At 37.4% G+C, this 22,199-nt stretch carries 17 protein-coding genes and 1 tRNA gene; 17 read left to right on the top strand and 1 reads right to left on the bottom strand.

From position 1 onward, the window contains the following. Positions 1-4 precede the first annotated feature (4 nt). The 11 genes from ABDD95_RS11715 to ABDD95_RS11665 all read left to right on the top strand — a co-directional run bounded on the left by ABDD95_RS11715 (position 5) and on the right by ABDD95_RS11665 (position 12,650). On the top strand, positions 5-946 hold the full coding sequence (locus ABDD95_RS11715) for a GDP-L-fucose synthase (protein ID WP_345952077.1): 942 nt from the start codon (positions 5-7) through the stop codon (positions 944-946). A 7-nt stretch (positions 947-953) separates the two neighbouring features. Continuing rightward, the gene (gene gmd / locus ABDD95_RS11710; protein ID WP_345952076.1) at positions 954-2,066 is read left to right on the top strand and encodes a GDP-mannose 4,6-dehydratase; all 1,113 of its coding nucleotides are present in this window, start codon (positions 954-956) and stop codon (positions 2,064-2,066) included. 1 nt (position 2,067) lies between these two features. Beyond that, complete coding sequence (locus tag ABDD95_RS11705; protein WP_345952075.1) at positions 2,068-3,309, top strand: FAD-dependent oxidoreductase; 1,242 nt, start codon at positions 2,068-2,070, stop codon at positions 3,307-3,309. A 29-nt stretch (positions 3,310-3,338) separates the two neighbouring features. After that, complete coding sequence (locus ABDD95_RS11700) at positions 3,339-4,454, top strand: glycosyltransferase family 4 protein (RefSeq protein WP_345952074.1); 1,116 nt, start codon at positions 3,339-3,341, stop codon at positions 4,452-4,454. 1 nt (position 4,455) lies between these two features. Beyond that, entirely contained in the window at positions 4,456-5,895 is a 1,440-nt protein-coding gene (locus ABDD95_RS11695) for a flippase (RefSeq protein ID WP_345952073.1), read from the top strand. 4 nt (positions 5,896-5,899) lie between these two features. Continuing rightward, a complete protein-coding gene (locus ABDD95_RS11690) occupies positions 5,900-6,967 on the top strand; it encodes a glycosyltransferase family 4 protein (RefSeq protein WP_345952072.1) in 1,068 nt (355 codons plus the stop codon). A 3-nt stretch (positions 6,968-6,970) separates the two neighbouring features. Beyond that, positions 6,971-8,110, top strand: coding sequence for an NAD-dependent epimerase/dehydratase family protein (locus tag ABDD95_RS11685; RefSeq protein WP_345952071.1), 1,140 nt, complete (start codon positions 6,971-6,973; stop codon positions 8,108-8,110). A gap of 5 nt (positions 8,111-8,115) precedes the next feature. Next, complete coding sequence (locus ABDD95_RS11680) at positions 8,116-9,009, top strand: glycosyltransferase family 2 protein (RefSeq protein ID WP_345952070.1); 894 nt, start codon at positions 8,116-8,118, stop codon at positions 9,007-9,009. A gap of 50 nt (positions 9,010-9,059) precedes the next feature. Continuing rightward, positions 9,060-10,241 (top strand): hypothetical protein, encoded by a 1,182-nt coding sequence (locus ABDD95_RS11675; RefSeq protein ID WP_345952069.1) that lies wholly within the window; start codon positions 9,060-9,062, stop codon positions 10,239-10,241. Next, a complete protein-coding gene (locus ABDD95_RS11670; protein WP_345952068.1) occupies positions 10,234-11,334 on the top strand; it encodes a glycosyltransferase family 1 protein in 1,101 nt (366 codons plus the stop codon). Before ABDD95_RS11675 ends, ABDD95_RS11670 begins: the two co-directional genes overlap by 8 nt. 182 nt (positions 11,335-11,516) lie before the next feature. Continuing rightward, complete coding sequence (locus ABDD95_RS11665) at positions 11,517-12,650, top strand: glycosyltransferase (RefSeq protein ID WP_345952067.1); 1,134 nt, start codon at positions 11,517-11,519, stop codon at positions 12,648-12,650. A gap of 12 nt (positions 12,651-12,662) precedes the next feature. Here ABDD95_RS11665 and ABDD95_RS11660 read toward each other — a convergent pair whose 3' ends face one another. Continuing rightward, on the bottom strand, positions 12,663-14,351 hold the full coding sequence (locus ABDD95_RS11660; RefSeq protein ID WP_345952066.1) for a gliding motility protein RemB: 1,689 nt from the start codon (positions 14,349-14,351) through the stop codon (positions 12,663-12,665). Between the two features lie 155 nt (positions 14,352-14,506). Between ABDD95_RS11660 and rfaE1 the strand changes: the two genes are divergently transcribed. From rfaE1 to ABDD95_RS11630, 6 genes are all read left to right on the top strand, one after another. Beyond that, positions 14,507-15,511: a D-glycero-beta-D-manno-heptose-7-phosphate kinase gene (rfaE1, locus tag ABDD95_RS11655; protein ID WP_345952065.1), complete on the top strand. Its 1,005-nt coding sequence runs from the start codon at positions 14,507-14,509 to the stop codon at positions 15,509-15,511. A 21-nt stretch (positions 15,512-15,532) separates the two neighbouring features. Beyond that, positions 15,533-16,096 (top strand): D-sedoheptulose 7-phosphate isomerase, encoded by a 564-nt coding sequence (locus ABDD95_RS11650; RefSeq protein WP_345952064.1) that lies wholly within the window; start codon positions 15,533-15,535, stop codon positions 16,094-16,096. A 306-nt stretch (positions 16,097-16,402) separates the two neighbouring features. Further along, a complete protein-coding gene (locus tag ABDD95_RS11645) occupies positions 16,403-17,800 on the top strand; it encodes an undecaprenyl-phosphate glucose phosphotransferase (protein WP_345952063.1) in 1,398 nt (465 codons plus the stop codon). A 108-nt stretch (positions 17,801-17,908) separates the two neighbouring features. After that, positions 17,909-17,990 (top strand) — tRNA-Leu (locus ABDD95_RS11640). A gap of 364 nt (positions 17,991-18,354) precedes the next feature. Next, entirely contained in the window at positions 18,355-20,754 is a 2,400-nt protein-coding gene (locus ABDD95_RS11635) for an ABC transporter permease (protein WP_345952062.1), read from the top strand. 116 nt (positions 20,755-20,870) lie between these two features. Beyond that, positions 20,871-22,193 (top strand): MFS transporter, encoded by a 1,323-nt coding sequence (locus ABDD95_RS11630; protein ID WP_345952061.1) that lies wholly within the window; start codon positions 20,871-20,873, stop codon positions 22,191-22,193. Positions 22,194-22,199 lie beyond the last annotated feature (6 nt).

Raw genomic sequence — 22,199 nt, 5'->3', positions numbered from 1 at the left:
GAAATTGGAAAAAGGAGCTAAGATATACATAGCTGGCCATCGTGGAATGGTAGGCTCGGCTATAATGCGCAAGTTAGAGCAGGAAGGGTTTACAAATTTTGTAACGCGCGGTTCATCAGAGCTTGATTTACGCAATCAGCAAGCGGTAGCTGTGTTTTTTGAACAGGAAAAGCCTGACTATGTTTTTTTGGCAGCCGCTAAGGTGGGTGGTATTGTAGCTAATAACACGTACCGGGCTGAGTTTTTGTACGATAATTTACAGATACAGAATAATATCATTCAATCGGCTCACCTCAACGGCGTAAAAAAGCTGATGTTCCTGGGATCCAGTTGTATCTATCCTAAAATGGCGCCACAGCCATTGAGAGAAGATTACCTTCTTACCGGCCCGTTAGAAGACACCAATGAGCCTTATGCTATAGCTAAGATAGCCGGTATAAAAATGTGTGATGCTTACCGTGCACAGTACGGCTGTAATTATATCTCGGTTATGCCAACCAATTTGTACGGTTATAACGATAATTACCATCCTCAGAATTCGCATGTCTTGCCAGCCATGATCCGTAGGTTTCATGAGGCAAAAGAGCAAGGTTTACCATCGGTTACAATTTGGGGAACCGGCTCGCCCAAACGGGAGTTTTTGTTTGCCGATGATTTAGCCGCAGCTTGTTATTACCTGATGGAGAATTACAACGAAGCTGGTTTGGTAAACGTAGGGACAGGTGAAGACCTGTCTATAAAAGAGCTGGCCGAGCTGGTTAAAGCAACCGTGGGTTATCCAGGAGAGATTACTTTTGATACCTCGAAACCGGATGGTACCCCGCGTAAGTTAATGGATGTATCCAAATTGCACAGTAAGGGCTGGAAACATACAATAGACCTGCCAGAAGGTATCCGGTTAGCTTACCAGGACTTTTTAACAAAACATACAGTAACACAAATATAATACACGTATGAAGAAAGCATTATTAACAGGTATAACAGGTCAGGATGGGGCCTATTTAACAGAGTTACTATTGGAAAAAGGCTACGAAGTACACGGCATCAAACGCCGTTCATCGTTGTTCAACACCGATAGGATAGACCACCTGTACCAGGATCCGCATGAACCACATCCCAGCCTGGTTTTGCACTACGGCGATTTGTCTGACTCGACCAACCTGATCCGCATCATCCAGCAGGTACAGCCTGATGAGATCTATAACCTGGGTGCGATGAGCCATGTTAAGGTAAGCTTTGATACGCCCGAGTATACAGCCAATGCCGATGGTATCGGCACCCTGCGTTTGCTGGAGGCTATCCGTATTTTAGGATTAGAGAAAAAGACCCGCATCTACCAGGCTTCCACCTCAGAGCTTTACGGTTTGGTACAAGCCGTTCCGCAAAGTGAGACGACGCCTTTCTATCCCCGAAGCCCTTATGCCGTAGCCAAGCTGTATGCTTACTGGATTACGGTCAACTACCGGGAAGCCTACGGCATTTATGCCTGTAACGGCATCCTGTTCAACCATGAGAGCCCGCTCAGGGGTGAGACCTTTGTAACGCGTAAGATTACCCGTGCGGTAGCCAAGATAGCCATGGGTTTGCAAGACAAGCTTTACCTGGGTAACCTGGATGCGCAGCGCGACTGGGGACATGCCAAAGACTATGTGGAGGCAATGTACCTGATCCTGCAGCAGGAAACACCTGAAGACTTTGTGATAGCCACCGGTGTAACCACTTATGTACGCGACTTTGTGCGCATGGCTTTTGCTGAAGTGGGTATCGAGGTTGAATTCAAAGGCGAAGGTGTAGAGGAAAAAGGTTACGTGGTAAGCTGTTCAAAACCGGAGTTTCAGGTTGTAGCAGGTACCGAAGTGGTAGCTGTAGATCCTAAGTATTTCCGTCCTACGGAAGTAGAATTACTGATTGGCGATCCAACTAAATCGATGACCAAGCTGGGCTGGAAACCGAAGTATGACCTGCAAGGTTTGGTGGCCGAGATGGTGGCTATGGACGTAGATCTGTTCCAACGTGAAAAACTGCTGAAAGACTCAGGTTACCAAATCAAAAACCAATACGAATAATATGAGAATTGGAATATTAGGTGCCGGCATTTCCGGCTTAAGTGCTGCAAAGTTATTAAGCAAAAAGTTTGATGTTGAAATTTTAGAACGTAGCCATATACATGGTGGCATTGCAAGGACAAAAGAAGTTGAGGGGGTAGCCTACCATGTAACAGGAGGACATTGCTTTAATTCCAAATATAGAGATGTTCTTGATTTTGTGTTTGATGAAGTACTCAGCAAAGACAAATGGCACAACATTCAACGAGCTGCAAATATAAACTTTCGGGATAATGAAATAACCTATCCTATTGAGTTTGCAATTAAGCAAATCAATAATTTTGATAGTGAACTAGCCATCAATATTACAAAAGACTTTTTGGCAGCAGAGGACGATTTAAATTACAAAAATTTGGAAGATTGGTTCCGAAAGAAGTTTGGAAATACATTAGCTGAGTCTTATTTCATCCCGTATAATACCAAAATTTGGAATCGGTCACCTAATGAAATGAGTCCAAGCTGGGTTGAAGGCAAGTTGCCTATTCCTGATAAAAAGTCATTCTTTAATGGGCTAGTCAATAATGAAGCAGATAAAATGCCTCATGCAAATTTCTTTTATCCAAATACCAACAATCAGAATACCTTTATAGATGCCTTGGCAGAAGATTTGAATATTACGTATAATTATACTGTTCAAAAAATTAGCTTTGACGCTTTTGAAAAATTATGGATCGTCAATAACGAAAAAAGGTACGACTTAATCATATCAACGCTACCTCTTAATATCTTGCCAACATTAATAGAGGCAACACCACAGTTCGTTTTAGATGAGGCTGGTAAATTGAAGTATAACAAAGTTTCTACCATGTTATGGGAAACACAAGGAACTAAGCACACCTGGACCTATGTTCCCGAATCAAATAACTTTTTTCATCGCTATATACATATCGGTAATTTCTACCAACCTCAAAGAAACGTGTCTATAACAGAAGTTGTGGGCGAAAAATCATATGACGAAATGGTTGAAAACGGAAAGAAAGATCCTTTTTTGATACGCCCAATAGATTACCACGTTTCTGATCACGCATACGTTGTTTTTGATGAGAATTACGATACTGCAACCCAAAATGTAAAAACCTATTTACAAAACCTGGGCATCCATACTTTAGGACGTTTTGGCGAGTGGCAATACTATAATATGGACGTATGTATCAAGCAAAGCATTGATCTATACAACAATCTCATCCAAAAGATTGAAGATTAACCCAGTTGCATTTACACTTGATAGAAAGTATGAAAATAAACGTATGTTCAATAGGCGATCCTAACAGCCCGAAAACGTGGTCAGGAACGTCTAGAAACATTTTAGATGTTCTTAAGAAAGAAGATAGGGTAGAGATGACTTTTTATGCCGATCAGGAAGCATTAAAGAGTAAAGCAATACAATTTCTATCAATGTTGTATTACAAAACGTTTGTTGACAGAAACAGAGGCAAATTTATCAGGCATGCCTATGGAAGGAGCTTTGTAAAAAAAACTGCCGAGTCTAAATCCAAACATACTTTGCATGTTGGAACCTGCTGTTTACCTGCCGCCCTACCAAAAGATCAGCACCATTATTTCTATTGTGATTTTACCTGGAACTTGTGGTCTTCACAAGCTACAAATATGGGTAAGTACTCTAATAAACTTATTAATGATGCCGAAAAGGTTGAATATGAAACTTATAAAAATTTAGATCATATTTTTTCTATAAGTGAGTTTGTGAAAGCAAATTTAATTAATCACTACCATGTTCCGTCTGAAAAGATAACAGTTGTTGGTACAGGAACCGGTGTTATTAAACCTTTTTTTGGTACAAAAGACTATAGCAATGGAAAAATACTCTTTGCAGCCAAAGGTAGGTTTAAAGACAAGGGAGGAGATATAGTGCTTAAAGCTTTCGAGAAAGCATTAACTATTAATCCTAATCTCCAGCTTTCAATCGTTGGCCAAAATGACTACACCGGGTTAATAGATCATCCTAACATAAAAACATACGGTTTTATACCTATTGAGGAATTACAGGACTTATTTAACACGCATAGTTTGTTTTTAATGCCTGCACTTAACGAGCCTTGGGGCCTTGTGTATTTGGAGGCGCTGGCTTGTAAAATGCCAATTATTGGGCTTAACCGAAACAGTTTTCCCGAATTATCTGGGCATGGTGGCTATGGATTCGGTATAAACGAGGCTGACCCTGACATACTTGCTGAATGTCTAGCGAAAGCTTTGTCAGATATTCCTATGCTCCAGAATATGGCTGAAAAAGGACAGCAGAACTGCTTATCAAATTTTACTTGGGACAACACAGTTGAAAAGATTATATCAAAAATTGAAGATTTAGCATCAGTTAAGGTGAAAAATTGATATGCTAAAAAAGAATATTTTATTCAATCTGATCTTATCGGTTAGTCAAGTACTATTCCCGTTAATTATATTTCCCTATGCGTCAAGAGTGTTAGAGCCTCAAGGTATCGGCTCTGTTGCTTTCATTGACAGCATAACATCAATCTTTCTACTTGTTGCGTATTTAGGAATACCTATATACGGAGTTCGCGAAATTTCTAAGGTAAAAGATTCTCCCTCTAAGTTAAATGACTTGTATGGCGAACTTATAATTATACACTTTGCGTCAACCTTATTACTGGGTATAATTTATTTAGGAAGCTCATTTGTTTTTTCTGCATTGATTGTACACCGAAATTTGATTTATATTGGTTTATGTACATTAATATTTAATGTTTTTATAACAGAGTGGTTTTTTCAGGGGATTGAAGACTTTAGCTATATAACCAAACGGACTTTACTTATAAGGATAGTTTTTATCGTTCTGTTGTACACTTTTGTTAAAAGCAAGGAAGACACATTATTATATTATGGTTTAATGTCTTTAAGCTTCCTTTTTAACGCTTTATTTAATTATTTACACGCGCGTAAACAAGTTAAAATCTCGTTTAAAAATATCAATTTAAAAAGGCATTTAAAGCCTCTTTTAACCATTTTAGGATCCAACCTTGCTATTAGTATTTACTTGTTAATTGACACGACTGTGTTAGGGTTGCTAAAAGGTGAAGTAATCGTTGGATATTATTCCACGGCTGTTAAAATAACAAAGATATCCATAACATTAATTACAGCATTGGGTATTGTTTTAATACCACAAATTAGTAAGGCATTTAGTGAAAGTAATTTCAAACGGGTAAATGAATTAATAGACAAATCCATCAATTACACAAGTACTCTTGCAGTTCCAATATGTTTTGGGATAATAATTACCGCTCCTTTTTTAGTTGATATTATCGTCGGACCTAAGTTCCATGAATCGATATTATTAATCAGGGTTTTAGCGGCTATTACAGTCATAATAGGATTTACTAATGTTTTTGCTTGGCAAATCTTAACCCCCCTCGGGAAAGACAAGATTATTTTTACAATTGTTACTGTTGGTATGATAATCAACTTATCTTTAAATTTGGCAATTGTGCCATTTTTTTCAGCGCTTGGAGCAACAATTATCAACGTTTTTACAGAAGCGTTTGTGATGTTAATGACGTTTTATAACGTGCGAAAGTTAAACATAGTTAGCATTAATTATAGGTATTTAATTGATGCAGTAATAGGCTCGTTATTTTTTATTCCCATAAAGTTTGTCTTTAATTATTTTGTACTTAATTCTTTTCTACAAAACATCTTAACAGTTCTATGTTGTGCAGCTTTTTATGCCATCTATCAAATTTTCTTTGTAAAAAATGAGTTAATTACATCGTCACTATTAAACGTTAAGTCCAAGCTTTTTGCGTCATCTTAATAATATGAAAATAAATGTTCTAATTCCGTTTATACCTGTCAAACCTGGTGGTGGATTAAGAGTAATGTTCGAATATGCAAACCATTTAGTTGCTTTAGGTCACGATGTTACGTTCTATTTTCCTATTAAGGTAAGTTATATAATGCAGTCAGGGGTGAAAATGGCTTTAAAATATTTGTATTATAAAACCACACAACCCAAAGTTCCAGAGTGGTTTGAGCTCGATAAAAAAATAACTATCAGATACATTTATAGCATTAATAACAATACTATAAAAGATGGCGATATTGTATTTTCTACATGGTGGGTTCTTATGTTCGATATTAAAAGATTATCTTCAAGTAAAGGCACGCCATTCAATTTAATTCAAGATATTGAAAACTGGACTGGTAACGAAGATGCGGTTTTAAAGTCTTACACTGTTGCAAAGTCTGAAAACGTAGTTATCGCCAATTATTTATATAAATATATAAAACAAGTAACTGGCGTATACCCGCATAAAGTAAGCTTTGCAATTGATCACAATAAATATTATGCAAAGGTAAATATAGCCGAAAGAAATCCTTTAACAATTTGCATGCTTTATTCGACGGAACCTAGAAAGGGCAGTATTTACGGATTAGAAGCATTAAGAATATTGAAGAAGGCAAACCCTGAACTTAAAGCGTATTTATTTAGCGTTAGCTTAAGGCCAGAAAGCATAGATGATTGGATTGAGTTTTATTATAATTACTCAGACATTCCTGAAATCTATAATCAATCTGCTATTTTTTTGGGCCCAAGTGTTCAGGAAGGGTGCGCATTGCCACCTATGGAAGCTTTATATTGTGGCTGTGCCGTAGTATGTACAGACATTGACGGACATAAGGATTATGGTATTGACCGGGAGACAGTTTTAATGGCTAGGCCACAATCTGCTGAGGACCTTGCAGAAAAAGTACAATATTTAATAGATGACAATTTATTTAGAATTGACTTAGCAACAAGGGCTAACAAATTTGTTAATGAGTACACTTGGAAACGCTCGACAAAAGAGTTAGATGAAATTTTTAAATTAAGAGTAAAAAAATAAAAGATGAACAGAGTACTTGTTACTGGTGGAGCTGGTTTTATTGGAAGTAATTTAGCATTGCATCTGGTAGACAAAGGTTATAAAATTACTGTTTTAGATACCTTATCTGAACAAATTCATGGTAACCAGCCTGAAATAAATTCGCAACTATTTACATCAATCAAGGATAAAGTTACCTTTATTAAAGGTTCTGTTACTGACAGGGCAGTACTGGCTGGAGCTTTACAAGGGCAGGATGTTGTGGTTCATTTGGCTGCTGAAACGGGTACAGGGCAATCTATGTATGCCATTGAAAATTATGTACAAGTTAATGTGGGCGGTACTGCATTATTGTTGGATATACTGGCTAACGATAAAAATAAGACGGTAAAAAAAATAGTAATTGCATCATCAAGATCAATTTATGGTGAGGGGAAATATCTTTCTGAAGATCATGGTGTAGTTTATCCAGAACACCGAAGTGCTTCCTCTATGGATGCAGGCAATTTTGAGGTACAGTATCCCGGCATTGATAAACCTTTGCAATTAGTAGCAACAGATGAGGAATCCAAGATTCACCCATCTTCGGTTTATGGTATAACCAAGCAAAACCAGGAGCAAATGATCATGACTGTATCGCCGACTATTGGCATAGCTCCTGTGGCTTTCCGTTATCAGAATGTATACGGCCCTGGGCAATCGTTATCAAATCCATATACTGGTATATTGTCTATATTTTCTACATTAATTCGCAATAAAAAATCTATAAATATTTTTGAAGATGGTCTTGAAAGCCGAGACTTTGTTTTCATAGATGATGTAATTAATGCAACTACTTTAGGTATTGAAAATGACAAGGCAAATGGCCAAGTTTTCAATGTTGGCACAGGAGTACCTATTAACGTTATTCATGTTGCAAAAACATTGATTGCTAGCTATGGAATTGATATACCCTTACATATATCAGGCAATTACCGTTTAGGTGATATCCGTCATAACTATGCCGATCTCACCAAGATTAAATCTATTTTGGGTTTCGAACCGAAGGTGTCTTTTGAAGAAGGTATAAAGCTCTTCACAGAATGGGTTTCGAGCCAAGATATCACTGTTGACAAATACGAACAATCAATTAATGAGATGAAAGAAAAAGGGCTTTTTAAATAGATATTATGCCTTTAGTTGGATTAGTAACTGTTCTATACAAGAGTGATGATGTACTTGAAGGCTTTATTAAAAGTCTTTACGAGCAGACCTTCACAGATTATTGTCTTTATTTGATTGATAATGATCCTAACCCTCAAACTGACAAAGTTTTGATGGACCTGCTTGCTATATACCCAATACAAAATTATAAACACATCAAAAGTGAGTTTAATTATGGAGTTGCTAAGGGAAACAATGAAGGAATTAAGCTTTCATTGGAAAGCAAAACGTCTTACACATTACTGTTAAACAATGATATTGAATTTGATAATGTTAACGGATTAAAATCATTTGTAGACTTAGCTATCGAAAAAAAGGAAAGTATTGTAATTCCGAAAATACTTTTTTACGGTACTAACAAAATTTGGATGGCAGGAGGGAAATTAATAAAGTATAAAGGCGTTACTATCCATGCAGGAGAGGGGGATGATGACGATGGCAAATATGACGTTGATAAGTATTTTAAATACGCACCGACCTGCTTTATGCTTATACACAACAGTGTTTTTAAAAATGTGGGATTGATGGACGAAAAATACTTTGTATATTATGATGACACTGATTTTATATATCGATGCATTGTAAAAGGATATCAGATTTATTACTATCACAATTTTAAAATTTTTCACAAAGTGAGCTTCTCAACCGGAGGAGACGATTCTTTATTCAGTATATATTATGGCCGTCGTAACAGAATCTATTTTTTAACAAAAAACTTAAATTTTATAGAGAGAATTATACCTATTACATACACTTTTTGCACCAGCTTATTAAAGTCCTTAAAGTACAACAGTGCACAAAGAGAAAAAATTTTTAAAGGGTTAATCGATGGTTTTAAGCTAAACTTAAAAAATAATTAAAACTGGTTTTACTCAATGTATAATCAAGCGTTCCTAAATACTGACCTTTGATGACTCGTTTTAAGCGTTCATTCTTAACTTTAACAATTATATTTTTAATTGCTTTTCCAAAAGGCGGCTTTAAAATCTCTGGTATACCTTTGACATGGGGCTATCTCATCTTAATGCTTTCATCCGTATTCTGTTTAGTAGGATTATTTATTGATAACAGTAAAATCTATTTTAAAAAAGAGAGACTTTTAACATTACAAACTTGTCTTCCATACATAGCATATACAGGTCTGGTCCTTTTAACAAAAGACGTTGAAAGTTTCGGTTTTCTGTTTTCTTACATCTTAAGTGTATTATTTATGCCGATTATGTTCTTAATGGTATTTAACAGGGTTATCGACAATGAAAATTTTAATGTACTTTTTACTAATGTTTTTTTATGGTGTTTAAGATTTGTCATAGTATTTGGCTTGCTGTTATTCGTATATAAGTTGAAAAGCAATAGGACAATCGAAATCCCATTTTTGACCGTAAACATAGATGATACAAACTCTCTGGAAGAGAAATTTAATAGCAGAGGCGACTTCTTTAAGCTTGTTTCCACATATAATAACGGAAATATCTTTGGCGTCTGCATGCTCATATTTGCGCCACTATACATGAGCATTGAAAAATACAAGTTTTTCAGGTTGGGGTTCTTTATAGCTCTGTTTTTAACTTTATCTAGAACGGTATGGATAGGTACATGTATTTATTTTTTGTTGATTATATTTAGGAACCTAAACGGTGTAAAAGGGTGGACGGTGTTAGTATGTGCGTTAGTTTTTTTAACTTTTTGTGTACCTTTAGCTTTGAATCTATTAAACTTAGATTTAAGTTTTCTTTTCGATAAAAATCTCGGTGGGAGGCTTGAGCAGCTGAGCGCTTTAAACAATATTACGTTGTTTGGAGAAGATAAATTTAAAGGTATTGGGGAAATAGTTTATACATCAGTTTTACAAGAGTTTGGTGTTATCGGGCTGGTGCTTTACCTTGGGTATATTTCCGCACCCTTAATCATTTACTACATTAAGAAAAAAAAGTTCAGTAGTACTAATCTCCATTGGAGTTTAATTATCTATATAATAATATCAGCATCCGACGGTGCCATACTTTATATACCAACTATGGCTTTTTATTGGTTCGTTGCTTCTTATTTATTCAAACCAATTCCTAAAAATATAACACCGCAAGATGCCTAAAATTGTTATTGACGGAAGAATGATTTCCAGCTCGGGAATCGGAACTTATTTAAGTGAAATAGTTAAGTCGATCAAATCAAATTATACAGTTACTGATAAAGTAGATGACGTATCAAAGTCATTTCATAATAAGGAGAGACTTAGCTTTGTACAACTCAACGTTAATGCCAATATTTATTCACTCAAAGAACAAGTATTGTTACCAAAAAATATCCCTAGCTGTGATGTATTTTGGTCGCCGCATTACAATGTTCCCGTATTTCCCGTAAGAGCAAGGAAGCGATTGGTAACCATTCATGATGTATACCATCTGCATAATTATGAACAGCTTACTTTTTTTCAAAAAATGTATGTAAAAACTGTAATGTATGCAGCCGTTTACAATTCAGATAAAATTATCACTGTTTCAGCGTTTTCTAAAAATGAGATTTTAAAGTACTATGAATGCGATCCTGACAAAATTCTCGTTATTCATAACGGTGTAGAACAACAAGTTCAACTTACAGACGTAAATGTAGTAAAGGCAAAGTATAAGTTACCAGAACATTATATATTGTTTGTAGGTAATGTCAAACCGCACAAAAATCTAAACGTCTTGATTGAAGCATATTTAAAGTTAAGCACCTCCATTCAAGACAAATATAAAATAGTGATAGTTGGGAGAAAGGAGGGGTTCATTACAGGCGACCAATCAATATTCAATAAAATACAAAATAATTCTATTCTTCAAAAGTCTATATTATTTACTGGATATGTTAATCAGCAAGATATGGATAGTTTATACACAATGGCATCTGTGTTTGTATTTCCATCTTTTTATGAAGGATTTGGCTTGCCGCCACTTGAGGCCATGAAATGTTCTTGCCCTGTAATTGTATCTGACATTCCAAGCCATCAAGAGGTTTGTAATGATGCCGCTTTATATTTTGATCCATTAGATAGTTCCAAATTAGCCTTACTGTTAAAAGAAGTTTTGACAGATGATTGTTTACGAAAGACGATAACTGAAAAAGGCGCTATACAAATAAAAAAGTTTACATGGAAAAGCAGTTATGATAAACATATACAAGTTTTCAATGATCTATTATCATAAAGAAACTTTTAATTTAAGTTCATTCATTTTTGTAATTTCGCCAATGGTAATTATTGCTGCCATTTAATTTAGTGATAAAGATCCAGCAAAAGTTCCGGCGGTTTTTGTGATGTGAAAATTGTATAAACCAATTGGAAAATATGTTTATAAAATATAATACTTACAAATCTTATAAATAGTAAATGAGGGTAGCAGTTGTTCATGATGAGCTCATGAGAAGAGGAGGAGCAGAACAGGTTGTTTTAACTATTTTGAAAGCTTTTCCCGAAGCGGACGTGTATACATTAGCTTATGATGAAAATAGCACTTACCCTGAGTTCAAACAATACAATGTAAATACCTCTCTTTTTCAAATACTCGCTAAAAATGTAAAAGTGATGCATGCCCTGTTTTTTCCTCTGGGCATAATTGCTATGCAACAAATGCACATTAAAAATTACGATGTAGTAATAATCTCAAATACACATTGTGCAAAATACGTTAAGATTGATCCCAAGTCATTAGTCTTTATGTATACACATACTCCATTCCGTTTAGCATGGAACCCAACCTCATATACGCAGTATCTTAAGTCTACAGGGCTATATAGGACTTTATTTGATGTCGTCATAAAGCAATTAAAAAGAATAGATGCCAAATCCGCCAAAAGAGCGGATTACTTTTTAACAAACACTGCTGAAGTTGCCGAAAGGATTAAGAAAGCGTACAAGGTGAAAACTGTGCATGTAATTAAGCCAGATGTCAAAGTCAGGAACTTTTATCTTTCTGAACACATCAGTAATTATTATTTAATTGTTACTCGATTGGAATACTATAAGAAAGTTGACTTAGCCATTCAAGCATTTAATATGTTAGGGATTAAATTAATTGTTGTCGGTAATGGAACAAAGTCTGCTGAATTAAAACAAATTGCTAAAAATAATATAGAATTTAAGAGTGATTTAAGTAATAATGAATTAGCAGAGTTATATTCAAAATGTAGAGGATTTATATTTCCACAACACGAGGATTATGGTATAACACCTTTAGAAGCTAATGCATCGGGGCGCCCTGTAATTGCTTATGGAGCCGGAGGAGTATTGGAAACTATGATACCTTACAGTGGTGATGCAGATCATTGCACAGCAGTGTTCTTTGATGCCCAAACACCTGAAGCACTTTGTGATGCTGTTCGGCGAGCTGAAAGCATAAGCTTCAATACACTATTCATACGTGAGCATGCAGAAAAATTTGATGAAACAGTATTTATTCAACAATTAAAAAGTTTTGTAATAGATAAATATGATAAAAAAGCGTTAAATACGATTAGCACTTAAATCTTCAATTTTTTATTTATAACTCGCTAAATCATGATATAAATTCCTGAAGGAACTTCTTAAACCTATTGTTATCACCTTGGTGCTGTTGTTAAACAGATTGTTGCTTTCCTGACGATAGACTCCTCCAAGTTCAATCCGCAAGTTATATTTGGGGTTTAATAAGTAAGCAATCTTACCTTCAACATAATACATATTAGTGGTTAAACCTTGGCCGATAAAGTTTCCTGTTGTTGTTGCCGCATTACGAGTGCCGAAATCTTCTGGTGCTCCGTTGAATCGAGCAGGGGTAAGGTAAGATAAGAAAATATCTTTCCCCCAGTTAAGGCCGTTCTCATCCATCCCATAATGCCCATAATCGATTTGTCCCGAAAAGTCGAAACGCTTGTAGCTATAATTTAGTAATCCAACAAGCTCTTTGAAATTTGCGCCGAAAGGGTGTGCTAATGGCTCATTTTGCTGTGCATAATTAATTACAGAACTAACCTGGCTGTAAGTATAAGGCAAGGCCCCATTATATTCTACCAAAAAATTTAGGTTTTTAACTTTTAACGCGTTAGCGCCTCTAACACCGATTTGCCAGCCATATTTGTTTCTAGAGCTCCCTTTTCCAGAGAAGAAATTCTTTGCTTCAAATTCGTCTAAAGCGAACTGACCATAAACTGCTACTTGATCTGAAATTTTATACTTTCCATTGAATCCAATCATAGCATTATCTGGTGATCCATTATCCGCCTCAACAGGTCTCAAAAATATAATTGGATTACCATAAGTAAAGTCAAATCCACGTCTGTTACCATTGTCGTCTGTTACCGCCCAAATAACGGAGTCAAAGAATCCTAAGGATAGTCGTTTCGTTACATTCCAGTCTAGATAATGAAAAACGCCCCACTTTTTACGATTGCCTATATCCATACCAACTTTAGGTGCGCGTGGGTCTTGCATATAGCTCCACATAGCCATGTAACTTACATTTCCTAAATTGCCTGTAAGCTTTAAAAAGGTGTAGGGCGAACTGAAGTCAGATAAAAGCATAGAGCGGTATCCGTCGCCTATGAAGTTCTTATCATGCCCTAAAGCAATGTTAAGATATTTAGAAGGAGTATATGAAAGTAAAGCTGTAACATATGACCAATCCTTAGTCGTACCGCCCGGCTTGCGGTCATATGCCTGCCCCGAAACAATTCCTGTTTGGTTAATATAAGTATTAAAATAATCAGGGAAAACGGCTTGATTTTCGTAGCCACTTGAGTAAAAATAAAACTTTTTACCAACTGTTCCTCCAACTTGATATCCCCGGGTGTTCAGCCAAGTAGTTCGGGAATTGCTAAATTCCCTACCTAGGGTCAAATCTGGAAGATAATCCGCAAAAAAAGTATAATCGCTTTTTTTGATGTCTATCAAATGTTCGTCGAATAGTTTTCGGTGCACCCAGCTGCGACGATTTGACGTGTCAACCCCATAGTTGGTTAAGGTCTTATATTTTGCATATAACGTCGTATCGTCTATTAAATAAGGTTTAATTGCGCTATGAAAGTTTGTTTTAGTTGAGTAAACAGAGTCGTTCAGCTTCTGATAGAATTGATAACTATATGGCTGATAACGAACCTGAGCTTGTGCGCTTAAAGTGTATGCCAACAAACAAAACAGGATATGAAACGCTATTGTGCTTTTGAAAGAGTTTGGTTGAGCTTTTTTCATAGATGAGTGTTGTACAAATATACGATAACAATTTGCAGTAAGTGTATATAAGTATCACCAGAAACAAAACTGTACGATAGATGTTTTATTGCCTGTATATCGGCCATATCACGGCTTTCTAAAGACTAATCTGACATTGTTTCTCATTAAAGTTTGTGGGCTTATTACCTCAACTGAAGCATTGTCTGTTGCTTTTGCTTAAAAATATGTATAATAATTTGAACTGTAATTCTAAAATTTTAGTTATCGGTGATTTAATGATTGATCATTACATCTACGGTAATTGCGATCGAATATCGCCTGAGGCGCCTATACCCGTAGTGGAAATAACGCGTGAGAAGCGCACATTAGGTGGTGCGGGTAACGTGCTGAAAAACTTGAAGGCCTTTGGTTGTACTACCACCATTATTTCTGTCACTGGAGACGACGAAAATGCAGCGATTGTTGAGATGATGCTTCAAGCGGATGGTTTTGTTTCTGATGGGCTTGTGAAAGACGCAAGCAGATGTACAACAATTAAATCGCGTGTGTTAGCCGTAAATCATCAGCTTATTAGGCTGGATCGTGAGGTTACTGAATCAATTAGCTCACAAGTAGAGCAGGCTGTTGTCACTAAGGTTAGAGATATCATCAATACCTATGAAGTTATTTTGATATCAGATTATAATAAAGGGTTGCTCACCGCAAGCTTGGTTCAGGCAGTTGTAAGCATATGTCAGCAAAGTAGTAAAATCGTTCTTGTTGATCCCAAAGGGCTTGATTTTTCAAAGTACAAGGGTGTTAATCTCATTAAGCCTAATAAAAAAGAAGCAGGTTTAGCCACTGGTATTGCAATTAAGGACAAGGATAGTTTGGAACAGGCTTGTAAAAGGATTAAAGAAATAACTAACTGTAACGATGTAGTTGTAACAATGTCAGATGAGGGAATTGCCTTGTTTTCTGACTCCGGGTTAAATGTAATTCCTACCAAGGCCCTTGACGTTATTGATGTAACTGGTGCGGGCGATACGGTTTTGGCCTCTTTAGGCCTTGCATTGTGTTCGGGAAAATCCTTGTATGAGGCTTGCGTATTTGCCAATCAGGCAGCTGCCGTTGTAGTAAGTAAAGTAGGCAGTGCAACAGCAACACTTGATGAGATTGAACAAAGGTTTAATAGGTAATTTTAACAGTAGAGACCCAGGATGATTAACGATATTAAAGATATATTCAATCAACATATTTCGGTAGCACAAGATACGCTTGTTAGGCTTTCTCCCAAGTTAGAAGAAGCTTGTACTCTTATTAAAGCATGCCTGAGAGCTGGCAATAAAGTGTTATTATTTGGAAACGGCGGTAGCGCTGCTGATGCTCAGCATATTGCAGCGGAGTTTACTGGCCGGTTTGTAAAAGAACGGCGGTCATTGCCGGCAATTGCGCTTACAACCGACACGTCTGCACTTACTGCAATTGGTAACGATTACGGATTTGATCGCATATTTGAGCGTCAGGTGGAGGGGTTAGCTGCTAAGGGCGATGTACTGGTAGGCATATCAACAAGCGGCAATAGCGGCAATGTTATCAAGGCACTACAGTTGGGCAAACGTTTGGGTTGTACTAATATTGGTCTGTCAGGCAATACCGGAGGTCAGATGACTGATTGTTGCGATCTTAATTTAATTGTTCCATCGGCAGTAACAGCACACATACAGGAGATGCATATACTCATAGGGCATATCATTTGTACAGCGGTGGACCTTAATTACTAAATGATGTTATTTGTTGCCGTAGTCATCAACTGAATAATGAAATATTTCTGAGGCAGGCATGTTATATTGCCTTACCTGACTGCTTTCAAAGGTTGCTCATGCATCTATGGTTATAAGTTAATTATGTAGGGGCCAAGATTTATATACCCAGATTAAATCAAACAGGCTATTTTGATGCATTAACTTAATTACTATCTGTGATACTACGCTTAAGCATCACTTTACTATATACAATTTCAAAAATATCTGTTAATTTAGCCAACCCTATAAGCCAGCCTTCTGGTTAGATAAGGATGAGAATACAATATGAGCCACAGATACGCTACTTTCATAAAAGCCATAAATCTTTCTGTTGATTATGTGATTTTGAATGTTAGTATGATACTGGCCTATATTATAGTTGATAAATCATACATCATCTGGATCAACAATAAAAATTATTTACCAATTGTATTAGTTTTCAATTTAATATGGCTGTTGTCTGCTAATATTACTCGTTTTTACGAGCAGGTATTAAATAAAGACTCTATAAAAACTTACAGGGGCGTTTTTAAAACCTACCTATTGTTTGTGAGCCTTATTTGCTTTACGGTTCTCATCATTATTGGTACTAAGGCTTATTCTATCACACGTCAATACTTATTTTATTCCTTAGCACTTTTTGGCTTTTTACTGGGTGTTTGGAAACTTATCTTCCTGGCTATAAGGCGTAGCGATCGCGCGCTGTTAACTGACTTTAGGCGGGCCGTGATTGTTGGAGGTGGCCGAATTGGTACCGACCTTTATAATTTTATCAACCTCAATCCTGAACGGGGATATAAAATACTGGGTATATTTGACGACCGCAATACTGAGATTAACAGAAATCTTTTTCTGGGTGGTACCGACCGTTGTATAGAATATGTGAAGGAAAATCGCGTTGACGAGATCTTTTGTACTCTTCCCAATACTGAGGCCGACAAAATTGAGCAACTTATGATGGATGCGGATAAAAACCTTATCCGCTTTAAGCTCGTGCCTGAATTCTATTATACCCACAAGCCAACCTTTGTTCAAAATTTCGGGCACATACCCGTTATTTCGATCAGACCTGAACCCTTGGAAAACATGCTCAATCGCTTTTTTAAGCGCTTGTTCGATATATCCTTTTCTTTATTTATTATCCTGTTTGTGTTTAGCTGGTTATTTCCAATTTTGGCCATCCTTATAAAGTTGGGCTCAAATGGACCTATATTTTTTGTTCAAGTACGTTCAGGACGTGATAACGAAGCTTTTCGTTGCTTCAAGTTCCGCAGCATGAAAGTGAACAAGGATTCGGACAGCAAACAAGCCACCCGTGGCGATTCGCGCATAACCAGGATCGGCGCTTTCCTGCGTAAAACTAACTTAGACGAGCTGCCACAGTTCTTTAATGTACTAATGGGGCATATGACGGTTGTTGGTCCGCGTCCGCATATGCTTAAGCATACCGAAGAATATTCTAAATTGATAGACCAATTTATGGTTCGCCACTTTCTAAAACCGGGCATTACAGGTTGGGCACAGGTAAACGGCTTGCGTGGTGAAACTAAAACAACCGAAGACATGCTGCAAAGGGTAGAAGCTGATGTGTGGTATCTGGAAAACTGGTCGTTCCTGCTTGATCTGAAAATTATTTTCTTAACTTTTTGGGGCACTGTTAGAGGTGATAAGAATGCATTCTAAAAGCTCATTAAAATTAATTGGCTATATATCAGCACAATTAGCTCAAAATGACTTTTTAATTTTAAATATTAACAGATAACGCTATATTTGCACCCTGTTAATCCTAATGCGGAAGTGGCGTAATTGGTAGCCGCACCAGACTTAGGATCTGGCGCCGCGAGGCGTGGGGGTTCGAGTCCCTTCTTCCGCACCGAATCAGGTAATTCTGAATTAAGAAAAGGCTGCCCGTAAAGAGCAGCCTTTTCTTTTTTGGTAGTTACCCCTAAATCACCTTTAAATAGGTATATCATCATCAAGCATCAAAGCTCTTAGTGTGATCTTTTTTAGTTGCCGCTGCTAACGCAATTGTCTTCAATCCAGTTATTAGTTGTCATTATTACCTATATCGTGTTTAGTTTTCACGTTACCGCGTGTATCAAAAGCATTCAATTATTGTATCAATTGCGCACAGTGTAAGTATTATGATAAATTGTAATTTGTTGATATGCAAGTGTTTGCGATGATGGCTTGCCATGTGTAGCTTAAAATACGTTGGTTTAATCGCCATCTATTTTATGATAAAAAGCTATATCAAAAGCGCATTGCGGAATCTCTGGAAAAGCAAGTTCTTTTCAGTGATCAATATTATCGGCCTTTCAATTGGTATCGCCGCTTGTATCGTGATTTTGCTTTTTGTTTTTTACGAGAAAAGCTTCGATAAATTTCACACAAAAAACATTTATCGTTTGAGTGAGGTGCAAAAGTTTCCGGGTATGGTAGCTTCGCAAAAAGTTGCGCTTTCAATGTACCCTATGGGACCAAGCCTCAAAAATGACTACCCTGCAGTAAAGAACTTTACACGGGTAAAATGGAGCAATAAGTATCAACTGGCTAACCAGTCGAAAAGGGTTTTCCTACCGCAGGTACTATTTACAGACTCTGCCTTTCTAAGTATATTCAATTTCCAGTTACTCAAAGGCGATAGGAAAACGGCTCTTGAAAAACCAAATAGCATAATAATCACCCAGCAAACGGCCCTAAAGTTATTTGGTAATAAAGATCCCATGGGTAAAACCGTTATGCACTATGGTTCTGATACCGTGGGCTTCGCCGTTACCGGAGTACTGGCAGATGTACCCCAAAATTCACAATTGCAGTTCGACGGCTTACTATCACTAAGCAGTATTCACGAATCATGGATGGACAGCTGGAGCGGCAACTGGCTAAATACTTACGTAGAGCTTGCCCCAGGAACAGATATAAAAGTGCTGGAAAACAAAATGCCGGCTTTTTTGAAAAAATATATGCCCAATAATGATTCATGGAAGTTGTATGAACTGTTTTTTACTCCCATCAGTGAAGTTCACGCATCAACTACAGACGTTGGACTGGATTACCTGAATTATCAAAAATTTGATAAACAGTCAACCAATTTGTTTAGTGTAATAGCTCTTGTTGTGCTTGTTATAGCCTGTGTTAATTTTATGAACCTTACAACGGCACGGTCTATAGAGCGTTCGAAAGAAGTGGGCATACGTAAATCCATAGGAGCGCACCGTACACAACTTGCATGTCAGTTTTTGGGTGAAACGGCTATGTTATCACTTATTGCCCTCGTCTTAGCTTTAGTAATTGTTAAATTATGTCTGCCTTATGTTAATCGGCTTAGTCAGCGTAATCTGGAGCTGTCTTTATTCAGCAATCCGGCATTGTTAGTGGGTTTGGTTTTACTGACAGTTGTGGTCGGTTTAATAGCGGGCTTGTATCCGGCAGTGTTCCTGTCATCTTTTCAACCAGTCAAGGTGCTTAAAGGTGCGGTATCTTTGCGTTCTAGCAAGTCTGGTTTACGTAATATACTGGTTGTTGGTCAGTTCTCAAGTGCTGTTTTTTTAATGATAGCAACTGTTTTTGTTGTTAAACAACTTAAGTTTATGCAAAAGCGCGACCCAGGGTTTAGTCGTGAACAAATTATTACCATACCGCTTAACGACGTTGCAAAGAAAAAATACGACCAACTAAAGCAGGATTTATTAAGCAATAGCTTAATAAATGGCGTAACCGGGTCGCAGGACGTGCTGGGCAGTCATCTTGATCAGGGTGGAGTGGGGTACAAACCAGAGAATGGACCGGTACGTGTTCTTACCTCTACCAGGCTTATTGTTGATAAAGACTTTTTAAATTTATATAACATTAAACTGACTGCGGGCAGTAATTTTTCGACTGGTGAAAATGGTTATGGTAGAGAGTACATCATTAATGAAGAACTTGCCAAAGAACTACTTAAGGATGAGCCTAAGAAAAAATTACAGTCGCTCATTGGCAGGCAGTTTGGGTTCGATTCACTTGGTGTAATTACAGGTATAGCTAAAAACTTTAACTTCAACTCTATGCATCATAAGGTGGAAACCATGTTTATGTTCAATGTAAAAGCTTGGGGTTATAGCCAAATGTCGGTAAAAATAAGTCCGGGCAGAACCAAAGAGGCGCTTGCTTTCATCAAATCAAAGTGGGCAAATACTATTTCGGATTACCCTTTCGAGTACCAGTTTGTTGAAGATCACTTTAGTGAAGTATATCGCGCCGATAACCAGGTGAGCCAGGTAATAGGAATCTTAGCCGGCTTAGCTATTTTCATATCGAGCCTTGGCCTGCTCGGGTTGGCGTCTTACTCTGCCGAAAAGCGGATTAAAGAAATTGGGGTAAGAAAGGTGTTGGGCGCATCAGTTAATAACATTGTATTCTTAATTTCAGGGCATTTCCTTAAATTAATAATCTTAGCAAATATTATTGCATGGCCGCTAGCCTGGCTGGCCATGCACAAGTGGTTAAATAACTTTGCTTACCGCATAACTATCGATTTATCTGTTTTTGCATCGGTAGCAATCGTGTCAATAGTAGTAGCATTATTTACCATTAGCTTTCAATCGGTAAAGGCTGCTATAGTTAACCCTGTAAAAAGTTTGCGCACAGAATAGCTGTTTTGAAAGTAGCATTGCTAACGTACCGTAAGTTCAATTTGGGCAAATGCGAAAAAGACTTGTTTCCTAATAAGTCTTTTTTTGTGCGTATATATTTCTAATTTAGCTTATCCATGCAAACCAAAAACAACCCAAAAACCATCCAAGCCTGGGCTATGTTCGACTGGGCAAACTCAGCTTACAATCTGGTTATAACATCAACCATCTTCCCGGCTTACTATACCGCTATTACTAAAACCGAAGCAAATGGAGACAAGGTTACCTTTTTAGGCCATAAGTTTGTAAACACTGCCCTGGCCGATTATGTATTGGCAGCTGCCTATATGATAGTTGTTCTACTACTTCCCATCTTAACCTCAATAGCAGACTACAGGGGAAACAAGAAAAGCTACATGCAGCTGTTTACATGGATAGGAGGACTGGCTTGCTGTGGGCTGTATTTTTTCAAATTAGATACACTTGAATTTGGTATGCTTTGCTTTGCACTTGCTGCTATAGGTTACTGTAGTGGTGCTGTGTTCTATAACTCCTACCTTCCCCAAATTGCTACGCTTGATAAACAGGATGCGGTGAGTGCCAAGGGTTTCACCTATGGTTACGTGGGCAGCGTATTATTGCAGATTATTTGCTTCATATTTGTTTTAAGACCAGAGTGGTTTGGTATTAGCGATGGTTCGTTTCCGGCACGGCTTTCATTTTTGTTGGTTGGCATATGGTGGTTGGGCTTTGCTCAAATTCCGTTTTATAAGTTACCTAAAGGTGTGCCTAATAGTGCCAGCCAGCGGCAAAACGTTATTGCAGGTGGTTTTAAAGAATTAGGCCATGTTTGGCATCAAATACAAGCAATGCCCGTGCTTAAACGGTACTTATCGGCTTTCTTTTTTTACTCTATGGGCGTGCAAACTATTATGCTGGTAGCTACTGGTTTTGCGGCTAAGGAATTGAAACTGCCAGCAGAAAGCTTAATAGCAATAATTCTGATTATACAACTCGTAGCTATCGGTGGTGCGGCGCTAATGTCAAAGCTGTCGTCCATCTATGGTAATGTTAGGGTACTGATAGGGGTGGTGATGATTTGGATAGGCGTATGTATAACCGCTTACTTTATACAAACTGCCGTGCAGTTTTATTTGCTGGCTGTAGTGGTGGGTTTGGTAATGGGAGGTATACAGTCGCTATCGCGCTCAACCTACTCGAAGTTTTTACCGCAAAATATTACAGATACTGCATCCTATTTCAGCTTTTACGATGTTACCGAAAAGCTGGCTATTGTGATTGGATTGTTTACTTTTGGCTTTGTGGAGTCGCTTACGCATAGCATGCGTAACTCGGCGCTGGTACTTACCGTGTTTTTTATAGCAGGTTTGTTGCTGTTGTTTTTGTTGTTGAGTACGCAAAAGCGGCAAGCAGAAACCGTGGCGGTTAGTGCACAATAAAATGGA

The sequence above is a fragment of the Mucilaginibacter sp. PAMB04274 genome (assembly GCF_039634385.2).
Taxonomy (GTDB): domain Bacteria; phylum Bacteroidota; class Bacteroidia; order Sphingobacteriales; family Sphingobacteriaceae; genus Mucilaginibacter.
The sequence above is the reverse complement of the archived record's forward strand: the minus strand, read 5'-3'. Positions and strand labels throughout refer to the sequence as shown.